Origin of the sequence: Hymenobacter puniceus, from assembly GCF_014333525.1 — a bacterium.
Taxonomy (GTDB): Bacteria; Bacteroidota; Bacteroidia; order Cytophagales; family Hymenobacteraceae; genus Hymenobacter.
The window spans coordinates 1-17,621 of sequence record NZ_JACSCX010000009.1 but is presented as its reverse complement, the minus strand read 5'-3'; the positions used below and the strand labels follow the sequence as shown (position 1 = coordinate 17,621).

The 17,621-nt window shown below is 63.0% G+C and carries 18 protein-coding genes; 8 read left to right on the top strand and 10 right to left on the bottom strand.

Annotation, left to right across the window (positions count from 1 at the left end; genetic code table 11):
• The first annotated feature begins 55 nt into the window (after nucleotides 1-55).
• The 6 genes from H8B14_RS19040 to H8B14_RS19015 all read left to right on the top strand — a co-directional run bounded on the left by H8B14_RS19040 (nucleotide 56) and on the right by H8B14_RS19015 (nucleotide 7,568).
• Nucleotides 56-1,165 (top strand): imelysin family protein, encoded by a 1,110-nt coding sequence (locus H8B14_RS19040; RefSeq protein ID WP_187317266.1) that lies wholly within the window; start codon nucleotides 56-58, stop codon nucleotides 1,163-1,165.
• Nucleotides 1,165-2,532, top strand: coding sequence for an HTTM domain-containing protein (locus H8B14_RS19035; RefSeq protein ID WP_187317265.1), 1,368 nt, complete (start codon nucleotides 1,165-1,167; stop codon nucleotides 2,530-2,532). Before H8B14_RS19040 ends, H8B14_RS19035 begins: the two co-directional genes overlap by 1 nt.
• The gene (locus H8B14_RS19030) at nucleotides 2,513-4,990 is read left to right on the top strand and encodes a TonB-dependent receptor domain-containing protein (RefSeq protein WP_187317264.1); all 2,478 of its coding nucleotides are present in this window, start codon (nucleotides 2,513-2,515) and stop codon (nucleotides 4,988-4,990) included. The genes H8B14_RS19035 and H8B14_RS19030 overlap by 20 nt, the downstream gene beginning before the upstream one ends.
• A 22-nt stretch (nucleotides 4,991-5,012) precedes the next feature.
• On the top strand, nucleotides 5,013-5,753 hold the full coding sequence (locus H8B14_RS19025; RefSeq protein WP_187317263.1) for a DUF6577 family protein: 741 nt from the start codon (nucleotides 5,013-5,015) through the stop codon (nucleotides 5,751-5,753).
• Nucleotides 5,754-5,876: 123 nt separating this feature from the next.
• Nucleotides 5,877-6,512, top strand: a complete 636-nt coding sequence (locus H8B14_RS19020) for a DUF305 domain-containing protein (protein ID WP_261990101.1) — start codon at nucleotides 5,877-5,879, stop codon at nucleotides 6,510-6,512.
• A gap of 78 nt (nucleotides 6,513-6,590) precedes the next feature.
• Complete coding sequence (locus H8B14_RS19015; protein WP_261990100.1) at nucleotides 6,591-7,568, top strand: DUF4396 domain-containing protein; 978 nt, start codon at nucleotides 6,591-6,593, stop codon at nucleotides 7,566-7,568.
• A gap of 86 nt (nucleotides 7,569-7,654) precedes the next feature.
• Here H8B14_RS19015 and H8B14_RS21210 read toward each other — a convergent pair whose 3' ends face one another.
• Complete coding sequence (locus H8B14_RS21210; RefSeq protein WP_187317261.1) at nucleotides 7,655-8,206, bottom strand: heavy metal-binding domain-containing protein; 552 nt, start codon at nucleotides 8,204-8,206, stop codon at nucleotides 7,655-7,657.
• A gap of 342 nt (nucleotides 8,207-8,548) precedes the next feature.
• Between H8B14_RS21210 and H8B14_RS19005 the strand changes: the two genes are divergently transcribed.
• Nucleotides 8,549-8,896 carry a helix-turn-helix domain-containing protein gene (locus H8B14_RS19005; RefSeq protein ID WP_187317260.1) on the top strand — a complete coding sequence of 116 codons (348 nt, stop codon included), beginning with the start codon at nucleotides 8,549-8,551 and terminating at the stop codon, nucleotides 8,894-8,896.
• A complete protein-coding gene (locus tag H8B14_RS19000; RefSeq protein WP_187317259.1) occupies nucleotides 8,893-10,230 on the top strand; it encodes a type II toxin-antitoxin system HipA family toxin in 1,338 nt (445 codons plus the stop codon). The genes H8B14_RS19005 and H8B14_RS19000 overlap by 4 nt, the downstream gene beginning before the upstream one ends.
• Nucleotides 10,231-10,364: 134 nt before the next feature.
• On the opposite strand, the gene H8B14_RS18995 is transcribed toward H8B14_RS19000, so the two are convergent.
• From H8B14_RS18995 to H8B14_RS18955, 9 genes are all read right to left on the bottom strand, one after another.
• Nucleotides 10,365-10,751 carry a hypothetical protein gene (locus H8B14_RS18995; protein ID WP_187317258.1) on the bottom strand — a complete coding sequence of 129 codons (387 nt, stop codon included), beginning with the start codon at nucleotides 10,749-10,751 and terminating at the stop codon, nucleotides 10,365-10,367.
• Nucleotides 10,752-10,767: 16 nt separating this feature from the next.
• The gene (locus tag H8B14_RS18990) at nucleotides 10,768-11,307 is read right to left on the bottom strand and encodes a hypothetical protein (RefSeq protein WP_187317257.1); all 540 of its coding nucleotides are present in this window, start codon (nucleotides 11,305-11,307) and stop codon (nucleotides 10,768-10,770) included.
• 4 nt (nucleotides 11,308-11,311) lie between these two features.
• Nucleotides 11,312-12,199 carry a hypothetical protein gene (locus H8B14_RS18985; protein WP_187317256.1) on the bottom strand — a complete coding sequence of 296 codons (888 nt, stop codon included), beginning with the start codon at nucleotides 12,197-12,199 and terminating at the stop codon, nucleotides 11,312-11,314.
• Nucleotides 12,200-12,226: 27 nt separating this feature from the next.
• Nucleotides 12,227-13,606 carry a conjugative transposon protein TraM gene (gene traM / locus H8B14_RS18980; RefSeq protein ID WP_187317255.1) on the bottom strand — a complete coding sequence of 460 codons (1,380 nt, stop codon included), beginning with the start codon at nucleotides 13,604-13,606 and terminating at the stop codon, nucleotides 12,227-12,229.
• A gap of 49 nt (nucleotides 13,607-13,655) precedes the next feature.
• Nucleotides 13,656-14,564 carry a DUF4138 domain-containing protein gene (locus H8B14_RS18975; protein WP_187317254.1) on the bottom strand — a complete coding sequence of 303 codons (909 nt, stop codon included), beginning with the start codon at nucleotides 14,562-14,564 and terminating at the stop codon, nucleotides 13,656-13,658.
• Between the two features lie 27 nt (nucleotides 14,565-14,591).
• A complete protein-coding gene (locus tag H8B14_RS18970; RefSeq protein WP_187317253.1) occupies nucleotides 14,592-15,356 on the bottom strand; it encodes a conjugal transfer protein TraK in 765 nt (254 codons plus the stop codon).
• A gap of 65 nt (nucleotides 15,357-15,421) precedes the next feature.
• A complete protein-coding gene (locus H8B14_RS18965) occupies nucleotides 15,422-16,051 on the bottom strand; it encodes a hypothetical protein (protein ID WP_187317252.1) in 630 nt (209 codons plus the stop codon).
• A gap of 17 nt (nucleotides 16,052-16,068) precedes the next feature.
• On the bottom strand, nucleotides 16,069-17,175 hold the full coding sequence (locus H8B14_RS18960) for a hypothetical protein (RefSeq protein WP_187317251.1): 1,107 nt from the start codon (nucleotides 17,173-17,175) through the stop codon (nucleotides 16,069-16,071).
• Nucleotides 17,172-17,621: TraG/VirB4 family ATPase (locus tag H8B14_RS18955; protein WP_458363602.1), on the bottom strand; the 450-nt coding region annotated here is incomplete at its 5' end. The genes H8B14_RS18955 and H8B14_RS18960, both read right to left, overlap by 4 nt.

Genomic DNA, 17,621 nt, shown 5'->3' with positions numbered 1-17,621 from the left:
CGTTTGTCAGCGCTGCTGCCAGGCGGGTTGGCCTTCGCTACGAAATCAGCTTTCCATGAAAAAGTCCCTGCTGTTTGCCCTCACGCTGCTGTTGCTGGCCGTTGGTATCATTAGCTGCCAGAAAGACCCCGGCGCTACGCCCGAGCCCAGCACGGGCCCGGACCGCAAGGCCCTGCTCACGCACTGGGCTGACAGCCTGGTGAAGCCCGGCTACCAGCGCTTCAACGAGAAGCTGGTGGCGCTGAAGGCCAAGACCTCCGCCTTCACGGCGGCGCCTACCACGGCAACGCTGGTCGACGTGCGCCAGGCCTGGCAGGCGGCGTACGTGGAGTGGCAGAAGGTGGAACTCTACGAGTTTGGTCCCGCCGAGCAGGTCAGCCTGCGCAACCACTTCAACATCTACCCGGCCGACGTGACGGGTATCAACCGCAACATCAGCACGGGCACCTACGACTTTGAGTTGTCGACGGCCATTCCCCAGCAGGGCTTCCCCACGCTGGATTACCTGCTCAACGGCGTGGCCACCGGCGACGCGGCCATCGCGCAGCAGTACGCTTCCTCGGCCAGCCACCGCCGCTACCTGACTGACGTGGTGGCCAAGATGGAGCAAACCTTCGGCACGGTGTACGCGCAGTGGAACGGCTCCTACCGGGATACCTTCATCAACAACACCGGCACTGACGCCAGCTCGTCCCTGTCGCGGGTCATCAACGCCTACTCCCTGTACTTTGAGCGCTACCTGCGCGCGGGCAAAATAGGTATTCCGGCCGGCGCCATGACCGGGGCGCCGCTGCCCGCCAAAATCGAAGCCTACTACCAGCGCGGCGCCCTGCCCCTGCAGCTAGCCACCACGGCCCACGCCGCGGTGCAGCAGTTCTTTAACGGCCGTACAGGCCAGCCCTCGCTGAAAAGCTATTTGGATGCGGTTGGCGCCAAGGACAGCCGCACGGGCCAGAGTTTGACCAGCATCATCAACACCCAGTTCGGCATCTCGGCGCAGCAGTTGGCCGCGCTGGGCCCTGACTTGCACGCCACCATCACGGCCCGCAACGCCGACGCCGTGGCCTCTTACAACGAGATGCAAAAAGCGGTGCGCCTGCTCAAGGTGGACATGACCTCGGCCCTGAGCGTCACGGTAACCTACGTGGACAACGACGGCGACTAATGCAGACCAGCCGGCTGCAACGCTACCTCCACGCCTACACCCCAGCCGCCCCGCTGGCTACGTTCCGGATGGCCTTTGGCCTGCTGGTACTGGCCAGCGTGGTGCGTTTTTGGGCCAAGGGCTGGATAGCCGAGCTATACCTGCAGCCCAAGTTCTTTTTCCCCTACTACGGCTTTGAGTGGGTGCGCCCGTTGGGCGTCTACACCTACGGGCTGTTTGCCTTCTGCGGGCTGTGCGCCCTGCTCATGGCCGTGGGCTACTGGTACCGCACGGCCGCGCTGGGGGTGTTTCTGAGCTTCACCTACATCGAGCTCATGGACAAAAGCACCTACCTGAACCACTACTACTTCGTGAGTTTGGCGGCGCTGCTGCTGGCCTTGTTGCCGGCCGGGCGCTACTTCGCCCTCGACACCCACCTGAATCCAGCCCGTTGGCGCAGCGAGGTGCCGCGCTGGACGGTGGACGCGCTGCGCCTGCTCATGGGCATCGTCTACGTGTACGCGGGTTTGGCCAAGCTCAACTCCGACTGGCTCCTGGAAGCCATGCCGCTGCGCATCTGGCTGCCGGCCAAAAACGACTTGCCCCTGATTGGCCCGCTGCTGGGGCAGGTGTGGGTGGCCTACGCCTTTAGCTGGTTTGGCGCGTTCTACGATTTGACGGTGCCGTTCTTCCTGCTCAACCGGCGCACCCGGCCCTGGGCCTACGCCACCGTGGTCGTGTTTCACGTGCTGACGGCCGTGCTATTTCCCATCGGCATGTTTCCCTACGTGATGATGGTGGCCGCCCTGGTTTTCTTTCCGGCCGACTGGCACGAGCGGGTGCTGCAGCGCATGCGCGGGCTGTTGCGCTTCTCCCCCACAGCCCCCTTGCCCCCCACGCCGCTGCGCTACGGCCCGGCCCGCCGGCAGCTGCTGCTGCTGACCCTGGGCGTGTTCTTCGTGGTGCAACTGGTCTTGCCCTTTCGCTACCTGCTCTACCCCCACGAGCTGTTCTGGACCGAAGAAGGGTACCGGTTTTCCTGGCGGGTAATGCTGATGGAGAAAATGGGCTACGTGCAGTTCAAGGTCGTGGATGGCGTGACGGGCCGCATCCGGCAGGTGGACAACCGCGCCCACCTGAGCGTGCTGCAGGAAAAGATGATGAGCACCCAGCCCGACATGCTGGTGCAGTTTGCCCACTACCTGCGCGACTACTACGCCGGCCAGGGAGTGCAGAACCCCAAAGTATACGCCGATGCCTACGTGAGCCTGAACGGGCGGCTGGGCAAAAGCTTTATCGACCCCACCGTGGATTTGGCCCGCGTCGCAGACGACCTGCGGCCCAAGCCCTGGATTTTACCTTTCGACGATGAGATTACCGGTTTATAGCGCCGTGGTGGCCGTAGGTGTGCTTTCCGGCTTTACGGCCGTTGCCCAGCAGGTGAGCCTGCAGGGCCGGGTGCGTGAAGCGGGCACGGACCGCCCCGTGGTGGGCTGCGAGGTGTACGTGCGCGGCTCCCGCCAGATTGCCCGCACCGACTCGGTCGGCCTGTTTACGCTGGCGAAGCTGGCCCCCGGCCGGCAGCAGCTGCAATTCTCCTCCATCGGCCACGAGCCCTTCAAAGCCGTGGTAGAAGTGCCTGCGGACGGCAGCGTACAGGAATTCACGCTGATTCGCCGCGAGCGGCAGCTCCAGGAAGTAGTGGTGGCCGCACCCCAGTCGCGCTTCGGGCAGCAGCGCCTGCGCGAGGTGGAGGGCACAGCCATCTTCGCGGCCAAGAAAACCGAGGTCATCGTGCCCGACAACCTGGTGGCCAACCTGGCCACTAATAACGCCCGGCAGGTGTATTCGAGGGTGGCGGGGCTCAACATCTGGGAAAGCGACCAGGGTGGCCTGCAGCTTAGCATCGGGGGGCGCGGCCTCGACCCCAACCGCACCAGCAACTTCAACGTGCGGCAGAACGGCTACGACATCTCAGCCGACGCGCTGGGCTACCCCGAAAGCTACTACACCCCGCCCGTGGAGGCCGTCAAGCGCATCCAGCTCGTGCGTGGGGCCGCCTCGCTGCAGTACGGCACCCAGTTCGGCGGCCTGCTCAACTTCGAGCTGCGCGCACCCGAGCCCGACAAGACCGTATCGGTGGTGTCGCGGCAAACGGCGGGCTCGTTCGGCTTTTTCAACTCCTTTAACAGCGTCAGCGGCACGGTTAAGAAGTTGAGCTACTATGCCTTTGCCCAGTACAAGCGCGGCGACGGGTGGCGGCCCAACTCGAATTTCGACAGCAAAACCGCCTACGCCGATGTACGCTACCAGTTCACGGAGAACTTCAAGGTCGGTGCCCAGGTCACCCACATGGACTACCTGGCCCAGCAGCCGGGCGGGCTCAGCGACCGGCAGTTTGCCGACGACCCCCGGCAGAGTAACCGGGCCCGCAACTGGTTTGAAGTGGATTGGAACCTGTTTAACCTCTCGGCCGACTGGAAGCTGAGCCCCCGGTCCAACCTGAATGTGACGACGTTCGGGCTGCTGGCTTCGCGCAATGCCCTGGGCTTTCGCACCAACTTCGTCGAGCGGCCTGACGCCGACACCCAGCAGCGCGAGCTCATCACTGGCGACTTCCGCAACGTGGGCGCCGAAGCCCGCTACCTGACTCGCTACGACCTAGGCGAAACCAAAAGTGGGGTCTTGCTGGTGGGCACGCGCCTTTATCGGGGCTACAACCACAGCATCCAGGGCGCCGGCCCGGCCGGCCGCCGGGCGGAATTCCGATTTGAGGAGCCGGCGGCGGGCCTCAACGCTCCATCGGCCTCGTCGGATTACCGCTTCCCGAATTACAACGCGGCCGTCTTTGCGGAGAACATCTTCTACTTCGGTGAGCATTTCTCGCTCACGCCCGGCGCGCGTGTGGAGTACATCCGCACCCGCGCCGACGGCTCCTACCAGACGGTGTCACGGGATTTGGCCGGCAACATCACGGATGTTCGAACCACCGACGAGCAGCGTATCAGCCCCCGCTCCTTTGTCATTGGCGGGCTGGGGGCCTCCTACAAGCCGGTGGAGCAGCGTGAGTTCTACGCCAACGTGTCGCAGAACTACCGCTCCATCACCTTTGGCGATATGCAGATTGTCAACAGCGCGCTGGTCATCAACCCGGACTTGGAGGATGAGCAGGGCTATTCCGCCGACCTGGGACTGCGCGGCGAACAAGGCCAGTGGCTGACCTACGACTTGAGCTTGTTTGCGCTTTTTTATAACAACCGCATCGGTGAGGTGGGCACCTCCGACCGTTTTGACCGCCCCTATCGCTACCGCGACAACATCGGCCGGGCTCTGATTCTAGGGGTCGAGTCCTACGCCGAAGCCGACATGCTGCGGGTGCTGCGTCCGAGCGCCGAGCCCGGCCGCTGGCGCTGGTCCACCTTCGGCAACGTGTCAGTGATTCGCAGCCGCTACACCCAAAGTCAGAACCGGGAGGTAGTGGGCAAGCAAGTAGAGTTTGTTCCCAACGTCAACTTAAAGGCCGGCATGCAGGGCGGCTTTGGCCCCGTGAAGGCTTCGGTGCAGTTTACCTACCTCTCCGACCAGTTTTCGGAAGCCACCAACGCCCCCAATAGTCCGAACGATGCCCGCCCGGACCCCAGCTTGGCAGTCGTTGGCTTGGTACCGGCCTACCAACTACTCGACGCTTCCGTATCGTGGGAGCGGCGCTGGCTGAAGCTGGAAGGCAGCGTAAATAACCTGACCGATACCCGCTACTTTACGCGCCGCGCCACGGGCTACCCTGGCCCAGGTATCCTGCCTTCGGATGGCCGTAGCTATTTTCTGACGGTGGCGGTCAAATGGTAGTGACGGTTTAGCCTTAAACGCCATGCAAACCAAACAATCCCTTCCCCAATACGAACAGTTGCTTCGGGCCTGGCCGCAGCTGCGGGGCCATTTCCTGGGCCGTGCACAGGTTGCGGAAGCCGAGCTGCAGGCCTTCTTTGACCGGGCCCTGCCCGCACTAACGCCCGAGGTGTGGCCTACTATCCGTCAGGGGCTGGTTCGCAGCCAGTTGCTGCACCCGGTAGCACCCGGCTTGGTGGCGTTTGGCGGTGCCCAGGCCCCGGCCGCTTTCAAGCCCGAGGTGGCGCCGCAACATGTTGCGTTGTGGCAACTGCTGCAAGAGCGGTTAGTCCTGCCGCTCGGCAGTCTCTGGTCCACGCAGTGGCTGCGGCCGGCGATGCCTGAGATTCCGGCGCGTCTAGTAGTGGAGGTCAACTGGGCCGAGGTGCAGTGGGCCACGCGGCTTATCCGTGATTCCGCCGAATTTCAGCTAACCGATGAAAGTAGCCCAGTAGATTCCGATGGCCGGGAATTTGTGCTGCTGCGGCCCGTGCAACGGGCCTCACTCGTGCGCCGGGTGGGCGGCGTGACGACGGCGCGCCTGGAAAAAATGCTCGTAGACGTCGCCGAAACGCCCGGCTTGGTGCCTTCGGATGAAGCGCTGGCCCGGGCCGTTGCCGTGCTAGGCATTCGCTACCACCTGCACACCGAGCAATTGTTGCAATACGCCACGCGCCGCAACACAGGCCCGCGGTGGCAAGCCCTGCTGGCCACGGCCGCGTGAGTTAAGTGGGTTCTGGCCCGCGTGAGCCGCCAAATTATGCAAGCCGGGGCAGGATTGTCGTAAATCTACGCTTATGCTTTGCCGTTTTTAAGGGTAGCTGCTTTTCACCAACAACCGCTACCCATGAACAAGATATTTCGAATGCCCCTGCTCGCACTGTGCCTGCTCGGGGCCACCCTTTCTTTCACCAGCTGCGACAAGGACGACGATAACGGCCTGGAGCTTATCGGCCACGATGAGAGCGTGTTTATGCGCAACATGCACGAGGGGATGGCCATGATGGAGTCCATGCCCAAAACGCAGGACCCGGACAACGACTACTCCACCATGATGATTATGCACCACCAGATAGCCATCAAAAACAGCCAGGAGGAGATTAAAAGCGGCAAAAGCGCCGAGATGAAGGCCATGGCTCAGTCGATTATCGACAAGCAGCAGGCCGAAATCGCCCAGTTCAACGCCTTCCTGGCCGGCCACCCGGCGCACGCCCCGGCTGTGCCCGAGTTCAACGCCCTGCAGATGATGAACATGATGCAGATGATGAAGGCTGTGGATTTGCGCCCCCTCACCGGCGACCCGGACTTCGACTTTGCTCAGCTGATGATTGACCACCACCAAGCTGCCATTGAGAATTCGGACGCTCTGCTCAAGTTCGGCCGCGACAACGCCACCAGGGTGCTGGCCCAGCAAATCATCACCGACCAGAAGATGGAAATCAAGATGCTGCAGGACTTTCTGCTAGCCAACAAAAAATACTAGCGCTTCCCTCGCTCGTATCCCTAAGCAGCGGACCTTCCGGTTCGCTGCTTTTTTACTTCAACCCCCGCCCCTATGGAAATGCATGCTACCCCCTGGGCCCCGGATTGGGCGCTCTGGCTCTGGTTTGGCCTGACGCTGTTCTCGGTGCTCTACGTGGCCTGGGACTTGTTCACCCGCACCCCGGAGATGAAGGTCATGAAGTGGGGCTGGGTGCTGGTCACGCTTTACACCGGCCCGGTGGGCCTGCTCATCTACTGGTTTTCCTGCCGCGAACCTTCGCCGGGTACCCACGAGGCCTTTATAGCGCCGCTGTGGAAGCAGGCCGTGGGCTCGACGATTCACTGCGCGGCGGGTGATGCGACGGGTATCATCGTGGCCGCCGCCATTACCGGCTACTTTGGGCTGAGCATGGGCGTGGACATCTGGATAGAGTACGCCGCCGGTTTTGGCTTCGGCCTGTTCATCTTCCAGGCCCTGTTCATGAAGGACATGATGGGCCTGAGCTACTGGGAGGCCCTGCGCCAATCCTTTCTGCCGGAGTGGATGTCGATGAACGCCATGATGGCCGGCATGCTGCCCACCATGGTCGTGCTGATGACCCGCGACATGCGAGCCATGGAAGCCACTTCGCCCTGGTTCTGGGCGGCCATGTCGGCGGCGACGCTCGTGGGCGTGCTGGTCTCCTACCCCGTTAATTATTGGCTGGTTAAGAATCAGCTCAAGCACGGCATGGGCACCGAGCGCGCATTAGGCAAAGGCGGCGCAGCACGGGAAGAAGTCAGCGCTTCGGCGCACGCTGGTCACTCCATGGCCAGCATGCCACACACTGCGTCCCCCGCCACTGCGCACGCCGGGCACGCCATGGCCGCGATGCCTATGAGCATGGAAGGTGGAGTCCACGTATCGGGCTTGCGCAAAGCGGTGGTCACCTTGATAACGCTGGTGATGCTGGCGGTCGGCTACTGGCTGGCGGCGCGCTACGGCGATTTGTCCATGCGCCCCGGCGAGCCGATGGAAGCCATGCCCGGCATGGACATGCCGGGCCACCGAATGTAAATAGCCAGCGCTGCCCCAAACGAGTTATGGGGCCGCGCTGGCTAAAACAAGCGGCAGGACGTTGGCTTGCAGCAGTTAAGCAGCTTTTAGGCTTTTTTCACGAGAGCCATGCCGCACTTGGGGCAGCTGCCGGGCTTGTCGCTTGCGCTGCCTTCGCACTTCATGGGGCACTCGTAAGCCGTGCCTATCATCTTGCCGGCTTTGGCGGCTGCGTCTAGCTTTTCAAACCGGGCGCTGAGCGAGCTGCCGTTGGCTTTCACGCTCACGATGGCCGTGCGCAGCATCGAGCCGGCGGGCAGGGCGGCCACTAAATGGTCGCCGGCGGGCGTGAGCTTTACCGTGCTGGTTTTACCCGTCGTGCTGAGCAGCATGACGGAGCCGGTGGTGCGGTTAACGTCCAGTGAATTCTCCTTGCTGTCGAGCAGGTACACGTGCACCTCGTTGGCGTGCTGCACCAGCTCGATGTGGTACTTACCAGCTGTGCGCACGGTGCCGCCGTGGGGAGACTTGTGGGCGTGAGTCTCGCCGGCGGCCTTATGGCCGTGGGCGGCCGCGCCGGGCTTGTGGCTGTGCTGAGCCGAAAGAGAAAGCGGGGCGGCGAGCAACGTAGCTGCCAGCAGAAAGTGCGAGATTTTCATGAAGTAAAGGTGGGGTGGATTCTAGGAGCCGGCAGGGCGAGCATTAGCCCATGGGGAGAGTACGGCCGGTATGATGCCGGTTAATCGGTTATTAATCATCATTTGTGCCAATTTCCTCAAAGAAGTGGCAGTGGGAGTAGATAGCTCCGCGACCAGTCTTATCGGCGGAGCACAACCATCGCCCTTTTCTGGTTGTTGGATTAATGCATTCTTCGCGTATCATTAGATGCCAAAAATGTCAGTAATGCAAGCTGAACGTATCATTACTAGCGTACTCACCTGCTTGTATTTTGCCCCATTATTGCTATCTTCACGTAGCATTAACGCGTGAAATGGTAGTTAATGCTGCTTAAACGCATCATTATGGACTGGTACGCTTTGTCAGACGTGGCCGCAGTACAAGAAATCGGCCGCAACCTGCAGCTTATTCGGCTGAATCAGGACATCACCCAGCAGGAGTTGGCGGTGCAAACGGGCCTGAGCCGGCTGACCATCAGCCAGGTCGAAAACGGCCGGCCCGCTTCCACGTTGACACTGGTGCAGCTGCTGCGCGCGTTGGGGCGGCTCGATGTGCTGGAAGTGCTGGAAGAGTCGGCCACCATCAGCCCCTTGCAGGCCGTGCGCCTGGCACGCCAGCAGCGGCAGCGGGCCAGCCGCCGCGACGACAACTCTTCAACCACGGGAGTATGAGTGCGCTGATAACGGCCACGGTATCTATCTGGGGCCAATCTGTTGGGGCCGTACTGTGGGACGAAAAACGCCGCCTGGGCGTGTTTGAATACGAGCCTGCTTTTATCCGGAGCGGCCTGGAGCTGGCACCGGTTACCATGCCGCTGCCCAAGGGGCGCCGGCCGCCGCCTTTTCAATTTCCCGTCCTCAACCGCGACACTTTCCAGGGGCTGCCCGGGCTGCTGGCCGACAGCCTGCCCGACCGGTACGGGCGCCAGCTTATCGACGCCTGGCTGGCCTCCAAGGGACGGGACGCGGCTTCCTTTACCCCGGTGGAGCACCTGTGCTACCTCGGCCACCGGGGCATGGGCGCGCTGGTGTACGAACCGGCCTCGCAGCCCGCGCTGGAAAAGGGCGCCTCGCTGGAAGTGGGCGAGCTGGTGAAATTTGCCCGGCAGGTGCTCACCAACCGGGAGGGCCTGCACACGTCGCTGGCTGCCAACGCCGCCGAGGGGCTGGCCGAAATCATCAGCGTGGGCACTTCCGCCGGCGGCGCCCGGGCCAAGGCTGTTATTGCCTATAATTCCGTCACCAAGGAAGTACGCTCCGGGCAGGTCGATGCCCCCGAAGGCTTTGAACACTGGCTGCTCAAGCTCGATGGGGTGACCAATGCCAGCCTGGGCGACCCGGCCGGGTATGGCCGCATCGAGTACGCCTACCACCTGATGGCCCGGCAGGCGGGGATAGAGATGACCGACTGCCGACTGGAAGAAGAGAATGGCCGGGCGCACTTCATGACGCGGCGATTCGACCGGGCAGGCGGCAACCAGCGGCTGCACATGCAAACGCTCTGCGGGCTGGCGCACTTCGACTACAACCGGGCCGGGGAGTACACTTACGAGCAGGCTTTTCAGGTCTTGCGGAAGCTTCAGTTGCCGCACCCGGCCATAGAGGAACTCTACCGGCGCTTGGTGTTCAACGTGGTGGCGCGCAACCAGGACGACCACACCAAGAACATCTCCTTCCTGATGAACCCGGCGGGCAAGTGGAGCTTGTCCCCAGCCTACGACGTGACGCATTCCTACAACCCAACGGGGCAATGGTCCAGCCAGCACCAGATGAGGCTGGCGGACAAGGTCGACGATTTTACGGAAGAAGATTTTCTGCACCTGGCCAAGAGCGTGCAGGTGAAAAAGGCCCGGGAGATAATTCAGCAGGTAGTCGACGCAGTAGCTGGTTGGCCCAGGTTTGCGGCCGAAGCTGGCGTGCCGAAGAAACAGCAACAGGATATTGCCAAAACGCACCGCCTGCAGCTCTTCAAAGGCCTTAATCAACTGAGCCCTTCGGCATCCTAGCAGTATCGATACCGCTGGGACGCCGAAGGGCTCAATGGGAATTCTTTGAGGCTGCTGCATGCCCCTTGCCTCGCGCACATAGTGCCAAAGAAGCGGGATTTTTCAAGGAAGCGAGTAGCGGAAAATGACCTCCCCTACTGCCCAATGACATACACGGGAACGGCCTGCGCGTCGACGCCCCGCCCCGTTTCCTTTTTCACCTCTTTGCCATCCAGCAAAATGGCGCAGGTGATTTCGGATGCCGCCGTGCCCCCGTCGATACTGGCCAGGATGGTCAGGTTGTCGCCCCGTTTCATGGTGCGCTTAAACCGGTAGCTGGCCGGCAGGGGCGTGTTGTTAAGCGTCGTGTTGCCGCCGCTTTCATTGGTGTAGCTCAGGTAGTCCGATACCGGGGCGTTCGAGGTGACCTTGTACTCTACCTGGTATTCTTTTGGCCCGGAGGGAGTAGCGTCATCTTTTGAGCAGCCGGAGGCCGCACTCAGGGCTGCGCAGCTCAGCAGCAGATAGGCAAGTCGTTTCATAGGTCAGAAAGGAAAGTTAGCGGAAGTGATAGCGCAGGCCGCCGCTGGCCATACCTGGCCAGCGGTCAATGAGCGGGTTATTGAAGAGGTAGCCTTTGGTGCTGGTGGCTACCAGGGACAGGCGATTGCCCAGGAAGACATCGGCTTCGAGGCCGGCTTGCGGGCCGTAGGTGACGCGCTGGGGCTCACCCGACCCGGTAGCCAGCTCCCCACTGCCGTTTTGGTTGGTCCACTCGTAGCCGGCGCCCGCGCCCAGCAGCAGGTGGAAGTAAGCTACTTCCCCGAGGCGGAACAGCTGGGGGGAGAGCAGCACGCGGCCCTGGTAAACCGAGTATTCCCCGCGCGCCGGCAGCGTGCCGTGTTCGTAGCCTCCACTCAGGCGCAGGGCCAGGCGGTTGGTGAGCATGGGCGTGTAGCTCAGCTCGTAGTAGTCGCCCGTTTCCGAGCGGCCGACGTGGGCACCCCAGCTTGCAATGTGTTTAACGTGGCGCTGACCGGAGGCCGGCAATATGCCAGCCCCTGCCAGTAGAAGCACCACCAAAAGAAGCGTTTTCATAGGGCTAGCGCGGCCGGTTACGGTCCATTTTAATGAGCGCATTCCGGCTGAGGGTCGAGGCGTACACGGCTTCGGCAGCCTGGTGGGCCGGCCCCGCCTGCGAGGCTTCCATGAACAATCGGTCCCCCTGCTCGCGCAGCTGCATGGCTTTAATCATGTTGTCATTCGAAGAGTTGAGCGCGGCCATCCGCTCCCCTTCCGTCATGGCGTAGCGGCCCGGGTTTTTCAGGGTGGCCTGCATCTCCACGCTCTGCGCGGTCATCTCGTCGGCAATCTTGTAGTAGTTCACGGCCATGGCCAGCTTGCGCTTGGCCATCATCTCCTCGGCTGCAAACAGGGAAACCGTCGACTCCTCGCGCTTGGCCTGGTACTGGTCGCTGGTCAGGTTGCCGTTGGGGTCGGTTGAGCTAGCCCCGAAGCGCGAAAACACGTCGTACATGGTGTTCACGTCCTGCGCGGGGTTGGTCAGCTGCAGGGCCTGCCGCAGGCGCTGGGCTTTGGCATAAACCGGCATCATCTGGTTGGTTTGGCTCCGGCCCGACATGGCCAGGGCCCGCGCAAACAGCTCCTGCGGGTTGGAGAGGCGCAAATCCTGGATGCTTTGCACCTTGCGCAAGTCCGCCTGCACCTGCTTCTGCAAGTCCAGGGCTTCCTGCGTCAGGCTGCGGACCTCACTGGTAATGTCCTTGGTGACGCCGGCAATCTGGCGGGCATCCTTGACGACCTGGTAGTTTTTGACTGTTTCAGTCCACTGCGCGAGGCGCTTGGCGAAGTCCCCAATGTGCACGCCCATGTGCACGGGGTCGTTAACGACCATCTGCGCCCGGGCTTGGCCAGCCGGGGCAAGTAGCAACGCGACAGCCACGAGGGCCGGAAAAAGAGTCTTTTTCATGGTTGTAGAATGAGTGAATGGAAAGGGTTAGCGTCCCGACGCCGTAGCCGGCCCCAGCTGGCCGGCGGCGGCCGTGGTAATTAGGATGGGGTAGCCGTCGGGCAGCAGCACCTCCCGCAGCTTGTTGCGGGTTTTCGGGCGGCTGAGCACGTTCATGGCCACGCGCCCGCCCACGCCCACCACCGAGTTGGCGGCCGAGGCCGAGCGGTCGATGGCGGTGCTTACTTCCTGCATAGACTGCTGCTGCAGGTCCTGGCCGGCGAGGCTGGCATCCTTGGCGACCCGCTTGACCGGGTCTATCATGATGCCCGGTAGGTAGTTGTAGTCGTATATGCTGGCCGCGACCCGGGTGGGACCGAGGCGGTTGACTTCCAGCATCACGTTGTTGGTGCCCACGCTGGCAATGCCGGCAAAAACAGAATTCTTATGGAAGGTCACGCCCGACACCACGGCGTCTTCCTGCAGGCGCAGCAGGACCACCGAGCCGGTGCGCACCTTCTGCTCTCCGTTGATGACGCACTTGAAGAACACGTCCGGCGTGAGCTCGGCCTGGCTGCCCTGGGCCATCATCCGGGCCGAGTTGCCCACCTTGACGGTGTTGAAGCCATCCCGGCCGGCAGCGTTGGCGCGGTTGGCCAGAGTCTGCGCAGCCGCTTTGGGGTCGCGAAACCGTTTGCCGGTCATGCGCTCGTAGGCGGCGCGGGTTTCGGGTGGCGAGGAACCCAGCATGGCCAGCACGTCCGGGTCCGTTTCAAACGGGGTGCCGTCAATATCGGTCGCGGGCAGCAGCCCGGCCCGCAGGCCCCGCCCAGCCCGGTAGCTCGCCCGGCGGGCCGAAGCGCCTACCGCTTGGCCGGGTCGACGCCGAGGGACCACCAGCGTTTGCGCGTGGTACGAACCCGTCGTGGGGTCTTGCAGGGTCGTTTCAATCGTGTCCACGTCGGCCGCGGCTAAGCGGGCCTCCTCCTGCCGGCGTCGGGCGGTGAGGGTAGCCGCCGCGGCCCGCCGTTTGCGGCGCAGGGCCTGGCCCAGAGTGTCAGCTACAAACGCTTCTACTACTTCGTCGGTGTTGGGGCGAACCGGCGTGCTCTGGGCCTCCTGCTCCAGCCGCCGCTGCTGCTCGATTTGCGCCGAGGGGGAAACAGGGGCGGCCGGCTCGGTGGGGGCCGCCTTGATTTCGGGCTCAATGTTTTCCGAAGCCGCCGCCACGACTTCCTTCTGTTGCTGGGCGGCCTGCGCGGCCGAGCGCAGCCAGAGGAACAGGCCCCCGGCGACCAGCAAAACCAGCAGGCCGGCCAGGGGTATCCAGTTGTTGCGCAGCAGCTCCAGCGGAGCTGCTTTCGACCTGTCAACAGTAGGCCGGTCCGCTCCCAGGCGTTCCTGGTCGTCGTGCTCAGCTGAGGCCATGGAATGAGATTGAGTATGTGGGTTTGCAGGTTCCATAAGTGGGGCTGGGTTAGATGGTGGAAGCCCGATTGATGACCCGCGACGGCACGGGCAGCACCAGCACCCGGGCCCCGTTTAGCTCCCGCAGCGTCACTTCCAGGTAACCCCGGTCGGTCGCCGCGTAGAGCGGAATGGCGTAGGTCAGGTAGCCGGTGGTGCGGCCCGACACGACCTGATTGGTCCCGCCGCCGGAAGGGGCCAGTGGGCGGCGCGCTTCGTTCTTTTTCTTGGCCAGAAACTTCTTCTGGGCGTTTTCCACCAGCTGGAAGTCGGTGAAATCGACGTTGTAGTCGATGGCCGAGTGGTTGATGACTTTGAAGCGCAGATAGGTAAAGTCCCGGTCGTTGCGCACGTTGGCCAACGAGAGCACCAGGTCGTTGTCGACCACGGCCACCGCCTGGTGCTCCTCCTTGGACTTGCGCAGCGCGGAGAGCTTGCCTTCCACCGCGGCTTTCTTTTCCCGCTCCTTGTCTAAGGCCAACTCATTCTCCGGCGCCGAGCCCGCCACGGAGCCTGCGCCGCTGCCCAGGCCCAAGGCCCCGTCTTTTTGGAAGTCGTAGAGCTGCAGAACGGGCCGGTTCACGTACACCAGCCGCCCCATCCAGTACTTGCTGCCGAAGCGGATGAGCATGGGGGTGGGCGGCGCTGACTTGCGGCGGGCGCGCACAAACACGGCGTTGGCTTCAATCTTGACCAGGTAGTTACCTGCCATGCCCACGTCGACCAGCGACACGGGGCCGCTGAACACGAGGTAGGTGGTGGAACTGTCCGACACAGCCACGTCCAGCAAGGTTGGAGCGCCGTGTGCCGCAGAGGAGGCCGGCCGCAGCAGGGCCGACGTAGCAGAAGTGGTTTGGGCTGAGCTGGCCGAAGCCAGCAGCACCGGCAGGCCCAGGGCCAGCAGAAGTTTAGACAACATGGGAATACGCTTTAGGAAGGGAGAGACTTATTTGCCGGGCGATACCGGGGAGGCCTGACCAGGGGCCACAGGCGAGACCGGAGCGAGGCCGGCGTCGGGAGCCATTGCCCCCGCGCTGCGCTGGGCTTCCTGCAGGGCCCGCTGCCGGTCGGCTTCCTGCTCTTTCAGGGCTTGCAGCTCCTCGCGCGACACCTGCGGGTTGTAGGGGATGTAATCGAAGTTGGTAATCAGCAGGCCGTAGGGGTTGGCGTCCGAGCGGTTGGTTTCGGCTAGGTTGAACTTGGCGGCCAGCGGCAGGGGCTCTTTCTGCTCGCCCCCGATGAAAATACGCTGCTTGATGTACACCCGTCCCGACCAGGGCCGGTGGTTCATGTCCACGCTCACGCTGTCCACCGTCACCACGTTGCGGGCGGCGTAGCGCTCGTAGTTCTGCAGCACCTGCCCGCGGGTGAACCCGTCGTAGATGCGCCGGCCCCCGCGGCCTTCGATGAGCGGCAGGGCGGCATCCAGGTTGGTTTTGTAGGTGTACTGGTCGTGCCCGAACATGGTCAGCATGAAGTTGCGCACCAGGTTGCGGGCCTCGTAGGCAGTGTGCGTTTCGGTGGTGGGCGCCGACAGCGCGGCCACCGAGCCGGTCTGGCCGACCACGTACACGCGGCGGCCGCTGTTCTCGTAGGCGCGGTACACCAGAAAGCCGGCGGCGAGGGCCACGAGCAGCAGGGCCAGCACGCTCCCCATGGCGAGGTTGCGCATGGTGGAAAAAGAGGTACTTAGGTTTTTGGCAGAATCCATTGCAAATGCGGGTTAAGTCATCAAGAGGGGATGTAGGAAGCCGGGATTTTCATCCCCACGGCCCCTTATTTGGCCAGGGGCAGGGAGATTTGTAGCCCGCGGTAGGGGTAGGTTAGTAGGCCGGCGTCTTTACCGCCATCCGGGCTGGCATAGGCATAGAGCACCCCCTGAACCGTGACGCGCTGCGCGGGCCGCATCGGCACCACTTGGCCGCCCCGGTCGATGTCGCTGATAAAAAAGCCGCGCAGCGAATCCCGGGCAGAAGGCAGTTGCAGCTTGCCGATGCCGGGCTTGCTCTTGCCAAAGCCCATGGGCTTCCAGCGCAGCACGGCCGCAAAGGGGATGCGGTAGCCCGGCCCTACTTTGGGGTAGCCCCGCTGGGCGCTGCGCAAGCCGGCGGGCAGGGCGAGGATGGCCGCAATCGGGACCTGGCTGGTGACCGAAACCAGCTCCAGATAGCCTTCTTCGGGCAGCATCTGGGCTACCCCGGGCTCCACGTTCACTGCCGACGCCGGCAGGGCCGGAGGCAGGGTAGTGGCGGCTTTCCAGGCGTCCGCTTTGGCTTGCTCAGCGGGGCTGCTGGCGCTGGTTTGCAGCGCGTCGACAAGTTGCGCGGCCGCCTTTTCCTCCTGGGATTGGCAGGCGCTGGCCAGGCCCAGGGCGAGCAGGGCCAGGTAACGGGTTGAATGGTTCATCGGAAAAGAAGGATTGGTTAAACCGTCCACAGCCCGGAGGGGCGTTGCCGGTAGGAAGGGTTCAGCGCGTCCGACATGGTGATGGTGGGCAGGCCCGCTGAAGCCGAGCTGCCGCCACTTGGAGCCGGTGTTCCGCCGCCAGAGCTGCCACCCCCATCACCTCCCCCGCCGCCCGCCGCTTTGCTGCCGCCGCCCATGGCCCGGCCGATGGCGCCGGATACGCCGTGGCCGCCGCCGTTCATGCCGGCCGAGACGCCGGCGCCCGCCGCGGCCGCCGAAGCGGCCATGCCCACCACCGAGCCCACGAAGCTTTGTGCGGCCGAGGAGCCGATGATGAGGCTGGTCAGGTAGGGCACCATGAGGTACAGCATGATGAAGGCGACCGACACCACCAGTTGCTTGGTGTCTTGCTCGACGGCTGCCGGCCCCGCGAACACCCCGCCGAACGTGGTATTGGAGGACGTGTAGTAGGTGTAGAGCAGGTCCAGCAGGGCAAACGACAGCCCCCAGAACTGCACGGCCAGGAAGTTTTGCAGCCACTTCATCGCCAGCTGGCCGAACGAAGGAATGACCGACAGGCAAATGGAAATGGGGCCGCAGACAAACAGGAACCCGAGGATGAACTGCTGGATGAACTGCATGATTTGCCGAATCAACAGCACCACCTCTCCGGTCACCAGCTGCAGCAGAATGTTGGTTAAGCTGAACGAGGTGATGGTTTTGAGCAGGTTGCTGATTTCGTCCACCCCTTGCTCGACCACCGTTTTCTGCGAGAGGGTGTCGGCGCTGCTGATGGTGGCGCCCAGCGCCGAGGCAGCCGTCGAGCCGTCCGGGGTAGCAAAGAGCCGGGTGAAATTGGCGACGCCCGAACTGAGCGTGTCAATCAGCTCCTGGTAGAAAAAGAGCAGGAAAAATATCCACACGGCCTTGAGGATGGGACCCCAGTCCATGGAGAGCCCGTGGCCCGAGAGGAAGCCCCGCCCGACCGTGTAGAGCAGGGCGATGAGCATGAAGGTGGGCGTGATGAAGCGGCAGGCGCGCAGCACGATTTGCAGGGTCTGGTCACAGGCGCTCAGAAACGTCGGGTCGGCCCCGTAGGCGACCATCAGGTAGAGGCCGCTCATTTGGCCAGCACGCCCGTACGGGCCTGTTTATCTTCCACAAACTGGTCCACCGCGTAGTCCAGGCGCTGCACCTTGACGGGCTCGTACTGCGGGTTGCCCTCGGCGTCCAGCTGCAGCCGGCCGCTCTTGTCGAGCACCGGCTTGCGGTTGGTTTGCTGGTAGAACTTCACCAGCTTGTTGAGGTAGTTGCGCTCCACGGGCTTGGAGGTGAGAATGGCATCGAGCTGGGGCGAGGCTTCCACCCCGAATATCTTGCCCTTGGCGCCCTGCTTGATGAAGATTTCGCGCAGCGCGTCCGTGGAGCGCACCGACTTAATCAAATCCATCTCGTGGCCGGTGAGGCCGAGCGGGGCTTGCAGCTGGGCCAGCGAGTCGGGGTTGACGTGGCGCAGGATAATCTTGGTGGCCGAGTTGTTGATGATGGCCGGGCCAATCTTGCTGCTGGT

What these genes read in the sequence shown, in the direction of transcription:
- H8B14_RS19035 (WP_187317265.1), top strand. Translation starts at nt 1,165, where the DNA reads ATGCAGACCAGCCGGCTGCAACGCTACCTCCACGCCTACACCCCAGCC.
- traM (WP_187317255.1), bottom strand. Translation starts at nt 13,606, where the DNA reads ATGGCCTCAGCTGAGCACGACGACCAGGAACGCCTGGGAGCGGACCGG.
- H8B14_RS18965 (WP_187317252.1), bottom strand. Translation starts at nt 16,051, where the DNA reads ATGAACCATTCAACCCGTTACCTGGCCCTGCTCGCCCTGGGCCTGGCC.
- H8B14_RS19000 (WP_187317259.1), top strand. Translation starts at nt 8,893, where the DNA reads ATGAGTGCGCTGATAACGGCCACGGTATCTATCTGGGGCCAATCTGTT.
- H8B14_RS18995 (WP_187317258.1), bottom strand. Translation starts at nt 10,751, where the DNA reads ATGAAACGACTTGCCTATCTGCTGCTGAGCTGCGCAGCCCTGAGTGCG.
- H8B14_RS18985 (WP_187317256.1), bottom strand. Translation starts at nt 12,199, where the DNA reads ATGAAAAAGACTCTTTTTCCGGCCCTCGTGGCTGTCGCGTTGCTACTT.
- H8B14_RS19040 (WP_187317266.1), top strand. Translation starts at nt 56, where the DNA reads ATGAAAAAGTCCCTGCTGTTTGCCCTCACGCTGCTGTTGCTGGCCGTT.
- H8B14_RS18960 (WP_187317251.1), bottom strand. Translation starts at nt 17,175, where the DNA reads ATGAGCGGCCTCTACCTGATGGTCGCCTACGGGGCCGACCCGACGTTT.
- H8B14_RS19015 (WP_261990100.1), top strand. Translation starts at nt 6,591, where the DNA reads ATGCATGCTACCCCCTGGGCCCCGGATTGGGCGCTCTGGCTCTGGTTT.
- H8B14_RS18990 (WP_187317257.1), bottom strand. Translation starts at nt 11,307, where the DNA reads ATGAAAACGCTTCTTTTGGTGGTGCTTCTACTGGCAGGGGCTGGCATA.
- H8B14_RS18970 (WP_187317253.1), bottom strand. Translation starts at nt 15,356, where the DNA reads ATGGATTCTGCCAAAAACCTAAGTACCTCTTTTTCCACCATGCGCAAC.
- H8B14_RS19020 (WP_261990101.1), top strand. Translation starts at nt 5,877, where the DNA reads ATGAACAAGATATTTCGAATGCCCCTGCTCGCACTGTGCCTGCTCGGG.
- H8B14_RS19005 (WP_187317260.1), top strand. Translation starts at nt 8,549, where the DNA reads ATGCTGCTTAAACGCATCATTATGGACTGGTACGCTTTGTCAGACGTG.
- H8B14_RS19030 (WP_187317264.1), top strand. Translation starts at nt 2,513, where the DNA reads ATGAGATTACCGGTTTATAGCGCCGTGGTGGCCGTAGGTGTGCTTTCC.
- H8B14_RS21210 (WP_187317261.1), bottom strand. Translation starts at nt 8,206, where the DNA reads ATGAAAATCTCGCACTTTCTGCTGGCAGCTACGTTGCTCGCCGCCCCG.
- H8B14_RS18975 (WP_187317254.1), bottom strand. Translation starts at nt 14,564, where the DNA reads ATGTTGTCTAAACTTCTGCTGGCCCTGGGCCTGCCGGTGCTGCTGGCT.
- H8B14_RS19025 (WP_187317263.1), top strand. Translation starts at nt 5,013, where the DNA reads ATGCAAACCAAACAATCCCTTCCCCAATACGAACAGTTGCTTCGGGCC.